The organism is Streptomyces sp. NPDC007095, from assembly GCF_040634475.1.
Taxonomy (GTDB): domain Bacteria; phylum Actinomycetota; class Actinomycetes; order Streptomycetales; family Streptomycetaceae; genus Streptomyces.
In genome coordinates this window covers 1-7,957 of record NZ_JBEYFS010000357.1, presented here as the reverse complement: position 1 = coordinate 7,957, position 7,957 = coordinate 1, and the positions used below count along the sequence as shown (strand labels likewise).

Annotated in this window: 7 protein-coding genes and 2 pseudogenes; 3 read left to right on the top strand and 6 right to left on the bottom strand. The window is 69.4% G+C overall.

The window, feature by feature from the left end; translation table 11 throughout:
• A pseudogene (locus tag ABZ656_RS54520) lies at positions 1-300 on the top strand (hypothetical protein); the annotation flags it as partial.
• Positions 301-468: 168 nt separating this feature from the next.
• On the top strand, positions 469-756 hold the full coding sequence (locus tag ABZ656_RS54515) for a WhiB family transcriptional regulator (RefSeq protein ID WP_360279701.1): 288 nt from the start codon (positions 469-471) through the stop codon (positions 754-756).
• Positions 757-1,344: 588 nt separating this feature from the next.
• Here ABZ656_RS54515 and ssb read toward each other — a convergent pair.
• The 6 genes and pseudogenes from ssb to ABZ656_RS54485 all read right to left on the bottom strand — a co-directional run.
• Positions 1,345-1,596: pseudogene (gene ssb, locus ABZ656_RS54510) on the bottom strand (single-stranded DNA-binding protein); the annotation flags it as partial.
• Between the two features lie 505 nt (positions 1,597-2,101).
• Positions 2,102-2,659: a hypothetical protein gene (locus ABZ656_RS54505; protein WP_129592234.1), complete on the bottom strand. Its 558-nt coding sequence runs from the start codon at positions 2,657-2,659 to the stop codon at positions 2,102-2,104.
• A 480-nt stretch (positions 2,660-3,139) separates the two neighbouring features.
• Positions 3,140-4,315 carry a PP2C family protein-serine/threonine phosphatase gene (locus ABZ656_RS54500; RefSeq protein ID WP_360279704.1) on the bottom strand — a complete coding sequence of 392 codons (1,176 nt, stop codon included), beginning with the start codon at positions 4,313-4,315 and terminating at the stop codon, positions 3,140-3,142.
• A 461-nt stretch (positions 4,316-4,776) separates the two neighbouring features.
• Positions 4,777-5,091, bottom strand: a complete 315-nt coding sequence (locus tag ABZ656_RS54495; RefSeq protein ID WP_180362317.1) for a hypothetical protein — start codon at positions 5,089-5,091, stop codon at positions 4,777-4,779.
• Between the two features lie 148 nt (positions 5,092-5,239).
• Complete coding sequence (locus ABZ656_RS54490; RefSeq protein WP_360279697.1) at positions 5,240-6,295, bottom strand: ATP-grasp domain-containing protein; 1,056 nt, start codon at positions 6,293-6,295, stop codon at positions 5,240-5,242.
• Positions 6,292-7,437 (bottom strand): glycine amidinotransferase, encoded by a 1,146-nt coding sequence (locus tag ABZ656_RS54485; protein ID WP_360279694.1) that lies wholly within the window; start codon positions 7,435-7,437, stop codon positions 6,292-6,294. The genes ABZ656_RS54490 and ABZ656_RS54485 overlap by 4 nt, the downstream gene beginning before the upstream one ends.
• A 91-nt stretch (positions 7,438-7,528) precedes the next feature.
• On the opposite strand from ABZ656_RS54485, the gene ABZ656_RS54480 reads away from it, so the two are divergent.
• Positions 7,529-7,855 (top strand): hypothetical protein, encoded by a 327-nt coding sequence (locus tag ABZ656_RS54480; RefSeq protein WP_360279691.1) that lies wholly within the window; start codon positions 7,529-7,531, stop codon positions 7,853-7,855.
• The last annotated feature ends 102 nt before the right edge of the window (positions 7,856-7,957 follow it).

The following is a 7,957-nucleotide window of genomic DNA, read 5'->3' as shown; positions in this document are numbered from 1 at the left end:
GTGGTCGACGCGGTCGGGATCCGCTCCTACTTCGGCGCCCCGCTCATCCACGACAGCGGCACCGTGCTGGGCACGGTGTGCGTCATCGACCCCGACGCCGCCAGCCCCTCCTCCCGCCCGGCCGCGCAAATGCTGCGCGGACACCACACCCCGCCCCAGCCACGCACGGCCCCGCCGACACGCGCAAACCGCCGCCAGGGCAACCGCGTCAGCCACACTCAGTCCCTCACCCCGTCCCGGCCGACCGCGGCGCCGAACGGTCCCGGAGGACCCGCGATGGATACCCAGATGGGCCGATAGAGTGATGATCGCTTCACGGCACGGTGTGCCGTGTATCGCGTGACGGCGATACACGGCACGCCACCCCGGATTCCGGGCCCACCAACGCCTGGTCTCGGTGAAGCGCCAGGGAACCATGCGCGGCAAGCCCGGCACAGTTCTTGCTCAGCGTGAAGGGAGAAGGCTGTTGTGGCCAGCACCCAATGGATCGAAAGCGCCGCGTGCCGGGATAGCGACCCGGACGAGCTGTTTGCCCAAAGTGCCCGGCAGAACAGGGCCAAAGCGGTGTGTGGTGGGTGTGCGGTGCGTACCGAGTGCCTGGCCGAAGCCCTCGACAACCGCATCGAGTTCGGGGTGTGGGGCGGCATGACCGAACGCGAACGCAGAGCACTGCTGCGCCGTCGCCCGGACGTCACCTCATGGCGAACGGTTCTCGAGCAAGCGCACGAGGCGTTCATGCAGTCCCGCGCCAGCTGACCACCAGCAGGCGGCCGCCGCAGAACTGCGGGAATCAGCGCAGCGAGCACTATCCGCTGCGCTGATTCCCCGCGTGGCCTGTCACCGTCGTCCGGCAATCGGGGCACATGATCAAGCCGTGGCCGTCGGGGGCCACGAGGGTTCCCCAGTCGTTGCAGCACCGGCACTGGTGGCTACGGTCGATGTCGGATATCTACTTATTCCGTGGGCCCTCTTCGTGTCTGCCCTACCAAAGGCGCGCGCGGCGAAAGGACCCGCTGGCCCAGCCCCCTGCGATCGGACCGTCGCCGCGCAGCTCCACGCGCGACTTCGAGCATCAACTCCCCGATCGCGTACGTGCTGGCGAACAGCTCGTCAACGACGTGGCGCAACGCGCCGGCCGTGGGGTCCGCCGGCGGATCGGCGGGCGGCAGGGGCGCGGCAGTGCGGACGGCCTGGCGGGCCACCGCGCATCGACCACAACTCAGACCCTCTCCACCAATCCCAGCCGGCCTCCGCCCGCACACGGCAGTAGCCTTACTGGCGAAATTCGACAACCGACTGTCACCATGTGATCACGCGCCTCGCTGTTACGCTCCCCCGCCGTCAGCGAGGCGCGCCCGCCACCACCACCCGCGACCCCTTCGACACCGACCCCGCCAGATTCTCCGCCAGCTGCCGCCACGCACTGCAGTCCATGAACGTCGGCTCCCCGTCCCGCCACGCGTTCGTATCACGGTCGAACACCCGCGGAGTCGACGCCACCGTGAACCGCGCCACGGGCACCCCCGCAGACGTGAACCGCAACTCCGGGTCATCCACAAGATTCCCGATCACCGTCAACGGAAGCTCATTACGCATGCCAGGAACCCTCCCACACACCGCCGACACCCCGATCAGCTCACCCAGCCAGCCCATCGGCAACGGGCGCCGGAGCCCCCGCTGCCCGGCCGCGCGCGGCCCCGCCGACGCGCGCGAGCACAACGGCCGACGCCCCGATCCCGCGGAGGCGCTCCCCACGCCCCGCCCGCTTCCCTCCCACCCTTCCTTCTCTTCCAGGCCGGGGCAGTTCGTGAGGGTGCTCTGAGGGGGATGCCGCAGCACCCAGACCACACCTCAACGGGCATGGTGACCTGCGCGGATGCCGGAAGATCGCATGGCAAGCGGGATGGCTGCACCTGCCCAGGGCGCCGCGTGCAGGGGCCATCCGCGCCCTGCGGTCCTGTCACAGCGCAAGGCACTACGCCGCTAAACCCCCAGCGCGTCAAGAGGGTGAACACGGCGGCTGGGGGCCGACAAGGGGCGGCTCGCCTGAGAAACAACGAATGAACAAGGGGTGGTTGCCTACGGATCGCAGGGCACGCCGTCAGGTGCGGCGGCGTCGGCCGAAGACGCCTCCGCCGGACGGCGGCTGCTCGGGCTGCTCCTGGACGGCTTCGGCAGCGGCGCGCTCACGGTAGTTGAGGCAGGGGCGGCACTCGCCGCCAGGCGTCAGGCCGTCATCGGGGTACACATACCGCTGGCAGGTCGGGCAGACCCACGTCCCGGCCTCCAGCCGGCGGCGCTCCTCTTCCCGCTCGCGCCGGGCGCGCTCGGGTTCGGCCTCCCGCGCCGGGCGGCGGGCCTGGTCACGCACCGAGTAGGCGCGGTAGACGTCGGGGTTGTCGAGGGCATCGCCAAGGGTCTGCCAGGCCGTACGGCCGTAGCGCCACCACACCGGCCCGTGCGGGCCGTTCGCAGCGAGCAGGCGCAACGTGGTCGCCAGCAGCGGCACCGTGCCCTTGTAGTCGCGGTAGCCGTCCGGCCGCTCGCCCTCGGGCGCGTAGTCGCCGTTCCACTCCCCGCGCCAGTGGCCGCGGGCGAGTTCGCCCACCTCGCTCATGCGGGTCTGCATAGCGAGCTTCCCGACGTTCTTGGTGAACACCAGCGCCACCGGCGGGCAGCCGTCGCGCGGCGGGGCCGATCTCGGCTGCGATGTTCTTGATGTTGGCGAGGTGGGTCTTCGGCGGGCACCGGCGCCTCACCCTGACCATGTCGCCTCGTCCGAATCGTGCCAGGTAGCTCTGAGTGGTGGAGTTTCGGTGCAGACGCGTCGCCCAGCGTATGGGGCCCGGCGGTGAGCAACGACGGAGTTTTCCCGGGCTACGTGGAAGGCCTAGCAGCATGACGTGGTCCTTGCCCGAGCCGATGCTCACCGTGGCCGTGAACAGCCCTGACTTGCCCACTGGATGGGCCGCGGAGCCGAAGTGGGACGGTTCTCCAGACACCTCGTGATGTCTCATTCGGGTAGGTCCCGGGGCCGCCCGTAGCGGCTGGGGAAGGGCGGGAGCTCGGGCTTCCGGGAAGAGGCGCGACGCGAGAGCTACTCAGCGGCCGCCTGGCACCGTCCAGGAGAGCACTCTGGTCACGGCTGCTGCTTTGTGCGGCTGGCTGAGGCTTGCCGAGTGTCCGCGCCGGAACTGACGTGCCGCTGTGTCTCTTCGGGGCCGTGCCAGTCCAGGCACATCACGGTGGCATCGTCTTCGAGCCGGCCGCCGGCAGCATCCCGGACTGCGGACGTCAGCATCAGCGCGGTCTCCCGCGGGTGCAGCCCCCGGGTGTGCTCCAGCAGGGCGGGCAGGTCGACCTTCTCCCCGTGACGTTCGAGCATGCCGTCGGTAAACATGAGCAGACGGTCACCATGGCGCAGATCGAGGTCCTGAACGCGGTAGGGGCGGGTCGCGAACTCGGACAGCCCGAAGGGATGGTCCACCTCACAGGTGATCACCTCCACGGCGCCCTCGCGCATGCGCAGTGGCCAGGGATGACCGGCGTTGACGAGGTGGGCCTGCCCGGTGTGGAGGTTGATGCGCAGCAGCTGCCCGGTGGCGTGACCGTGGCCGTGGTCGACCAGCGCTTGGTCGGCCCGGTGGGCCTGTTCAGCCAGGTCGGCTCCTGCGCGGCGGGCGCCGCGCAGGGCGCTCACTAGGACCGTGGCGGTTAGAGCGGCATCGATGTCGTGGCCCATGGGGTCGGTCACCGAGACATGGAGGGTGTCGCGATCCAGGGTGTAGTCGAAGGTGTCGCCGCTGAGGTCTTCGGAGGGCTCCAGGCTCCCGGACAGGGTGAACTGCGCGGCCTCGCACGACAGCGACGGGGGCAGCAGCTGGTACTGGATTTCCGCTGCCAGGCTGGGGGGCCTGGAACGTTTGCCCCACGTGTAGAGGTCGGTGAAGCGCCCGTTGGCGATCACGACGTAGGCCAGGATGTGGGCGGCTTCCCCGACCTCATCAAGGACGTCCTCGCAGGGGTCGGCCGGCAGGAGCAGTTCCAGCAGCCCGATCGCATCCCCCCGGTTGGTGACCGGCACGATCACCCGCTGTCCCTGACCGGTCGCCTCCTGACACAGCCGCTGGGTACGGATCACCTCCTCATAGACGCTGCCGAACAAGGGAATCCGCTCCGCCTCTCGCCCATCCTCCGCAGGGGCGGTGGACAGCCGCGCCACCGCCTTCCCCGTCAGGTCCACGATGAGGAAAGAGACCTTCGTGGCCTCGAAACGCCGCCGCAGGTCCTCCGCGATTACGTCGACGGCGTCCACCGGCGCCGCCGTCTCCGCTGCCGTCAGCAACCAGGGAAGTCCACTCTGCCCACCACTCACGACCGCAGTCCCTTCCACCCGCCCCGCCTACCAGCCTGAGAATCACCACGGCGAGCGTCAACACATGAAAAGTCACAATAAGCGAAGATGATCACGTTATGCGTTCATGGAAACGAGTTTGTTTCCCGACGTCCGTCCGCGGACGCGGCCGTCACGGCTGCTCCAGTCGCGAACTCGACGCGGGGCTGGCCGGGCTCAGCAGTGGGCCTGGCGGCTTATCTCAGCTGCCGTACTGTCGCCGGGGGCGATGTTCACGAGAACGGGAGGCACTCCGCGGACAGCGTTCCCATGTGTTACCGAGCTTCGCCGCACGATGTCGTGGGGTCGCGCGCCCTGACCTGCGTGGTCATGCAATCGTTCAGCGCAGTGACACGTAGATCATCAGCAAGGGAATACCTAGATCAGTTTGTGCCATCCTCGAAGTCCATGTTGGTGGGGTGAAGAGGAAGCATCGCCAAGAAGTCAGTCACAGGTACGTCGTCGCTGACCACTTCCAATCGGACGTCATACATCCACAGTTGCCCGGTTCGCTGCATCACGAGGCCGAAGTTGAGATAGGCGCCAGACTCCGGCGGGGTGGCCCGCCCCGCGTCGTACGAGCTGATCGGGCCGCTGGCCACCGAACTCCTGGCGGAGATCGCGCTGGACCGCTTCGAGTACGCAGCATGGATCGTCGAGACGCACCGGCACTCGGCGATCCGGCCCGGCATGTTCACCGCGCGTCGGCGCCCCTCCAGCCGGCCGACCCCGGCCGGTGGGGAGTCGAGGCCCCGCGGAAATCGACCTCGCCCACCAGCTCGCTCGCCCGGCTACGAGAACAGACGTCCGACGAAGATCACGCCTACTTCGTCGACATCGCCCAGTTCATGGCCGACGTGCCTGTCGATCAGGCTTCCGGAGTCCGGTGGTTCGACAGTGAACAGCACACCCGCAGCCGCTGCCGGGGCACGTCCGGCTGCGGTCCTTCGTCGACCTACGCGAGCGCCCCGACGCATAGCCCGATCCCGTCCAGCGTGCAGGGTCGGCGCGAGAAGCGGCTGCGGCTGCTGCCTTCGCGGGCTCCAGGACCGTGCACCGGCCGTCGGGGCCGAGGACGAGTTCGGTGTGGGCGGCGCCGTTGCGGACGCCGACCGCGGCGATCGCCCGTCCGGCCTGTTCGAGTAAGGCCCGCTCGGCGGCCGCGGGCAGGCGGGCGGGCAGCGCGTGGCCCAGTTCGACGCGGTGGATGCCGCCGGTGGTGTGCTTGCGGGTGATGCACAGATGGGTGGTGACGTCGTGCTGGGTGACGGACTCAACGCTGAACTCACGTCCCTGGACGTGTTCTTGGACCAATACGCGCTCATCGCGCGGCATGCCGTACATCACCCTGGCCGCCCGGGCGGCATGCCAGGCCGGCTCCAGCTCTTCGGGACCGGCGACCACGGTGACGCCGGCCGATCCGGCGCCGTCGGCCGGTTTGACGAAGCACGGAAAGCCGACCACCCCGGCCTCGTGCAGGCCCCGCAGCTCACGCAGGTCCGCGACGGCCTTGGTGCGGGGCATGGTGACGTGGCCGGCTTCGAACGCGGTTGCCATGAGGGCCTTGTTGCGTGCGGCGGCGGCGCGTTCGGGATCGTTGCCCGGCAGGCCGAGGGCCGCGCACGACCGGGCGGCCACCTCGGTGAGGTACTCGTTGACGGTGAGCAGGGCCTTCACGCCGATCCGGCGCCCGTAGCCGGTGATGTCCGCGACGGCTTGGCCGGGCCGGGTGAAGTCGGTGACGAGACAGCCCGCGAGGAGCTGGCGCAGCTCGCCGGAGTAGCTGGCACGGGTGGTGGCGTCCGTGACGGCGTGCACTGGGTGGCCAGAGGCGGCCGCGGTCCGGGCGAGTGCCTCGGACTCGGGGCCGGCCGCCTCCAGCAGCAGGACCGGCACGCTCACTGGTAGTCCACCAGGCCGCCCGCGCAGCGCGTGTCGAGGGTGAAGCAGTGGAATCCGCCGCCGAAGAGCCTGCGATGCCGGTGCTGGACCGGGATCACGGTGAAGCCCTCGCTCTCCAGGGTCTTGACCAGGCCGGGGCAGTCGGCGTTGACCAGCACCCGCTCCTCGTCCAGGGACAGCACATTGATGTCGATGTACGGGCTGGTCAGCAGCAGCTCGGAGTCTGTGTAGACGGGGAACTGGCCGGACTCCGGTTCGGGCGGCACGATGAACGTCCATGTCCGGAAGGGCGCGGGGAGCATCTCGCGCAGCCCGGCGTGCCGGGCGAGGAACACACCGGGCTTGAGGGCCAGGAGCATGGAGTCGATGTGGTTGTCGGCCATCCGGTGCACGGTGTGCACGCGGAAGCGGCCCTCCACGTGCCGCTTCAGCCAGTCGACCGCGAGCCGGTGGTTGTCCTGCGCGACGTTGACGATCAGGTCCTGGCCCAGGCGCAGCACCTGCGCCCCGTCGAGCATCATCTCCACGCCCACGTCGTACGGGCTGGGCTGTGGGTCGGTGATCGGCTCGGTCGGTTCGCCCAGGGTGATGGCTGCGGACTGGGCGTAGCTCAGGTCGAAGGACCGGTCGGTCAGGACGGGGCGGGGCATGGTCGTCCAGCGGGCGCCGGTGTCGAAGTAGGAGCGGAAGACCTGGCTGAGGAGCCGGGTTTCCAGGTAGCGGGAGCGGACCGCCGGCGGCGTCTCGATGATCTCGTCGCCGAGGACGAGGGTGTTGTCCCGCACGTTGAGGGCGGGGGCCGGGGCGGCCTGCCAGCCCAGCCCGGCGATCGGTAAGGCGTCTGCGGGCAGCGGCAGCGGCCGGTGCACGGTGATGCCGAGCGAGGTGAGCGTGGCGGCGAGGTTCTCGACGTCCTCGTGGAGTTCCTCCGTGTACCGCTTGCCGATCTTCCAGGTCTCGGCCTGTTCGCTGCCGCCGGCGGCCAGGCGCGGATAGGCCCAGTCGGAGCGGTAGCCGCCGATGGCCTCGTGGAAGAACAACTCGAAGGTGCGGTCCCGGTCGTGCCCCACGTAGTTCTCCGCGGACCCCACAATGATCTCGCTCAGCGGGGTGAAGTCGTCGTAGCTGTTCAGCGTGCGCATTGCGTCCTCGATTCGTCGTGTCAGGCGCCGGCCGGGCTGCTGTCGGCGGCCGGGAGAAAAACGTGCTGGCTGGTCAGGGCACGGCCGTGCCGTGCGTGGAGCACGACGTGGTCGTTGCCGAGCTGGAGCGTGCGCTGCTCGCTCCAGCCGGCGTCCGCTCCTCGGCATCCCGGTCGACATCGACTATCACGACATCGACGCCCGCCCGGAACAAGGGGAGCCGGCGCACCGGCACTACGACCTCAGGTTCGGGTTCTATCTGGCCGAGGAGCAGCCCGATCTCGTTCTGCAGGACGAGAAGATCGCGGGTGCCCAGTGGCGGCCCTTCGCCGAGGTCAGCTCGCCGACGCTGCGCGCCAAGCTGCTGGCGTCGGGGCTCGACGGCCAGCCGCAGCCGGTGAACGCCTCGGCGCTGTGACGAAGATTGCTAGTGCCGCAACAGGCAACGTTCGCCCCGTCGCGACGCCCGGCACGCACTCTCGCCGCACCGGCCGAAAGCCCAAGTACGTCCAGTACGAGG

What these genes read in the sequence shown, in the direction of transcription:
- ABZ656_RS54485 (WP_360279694.1), bottom strand. Translation starts at nt 7,437, where the DNA reads ATGCGCACGCTGAACAGCTACGACGACTTCACCCCGCTGAGCGAGATC.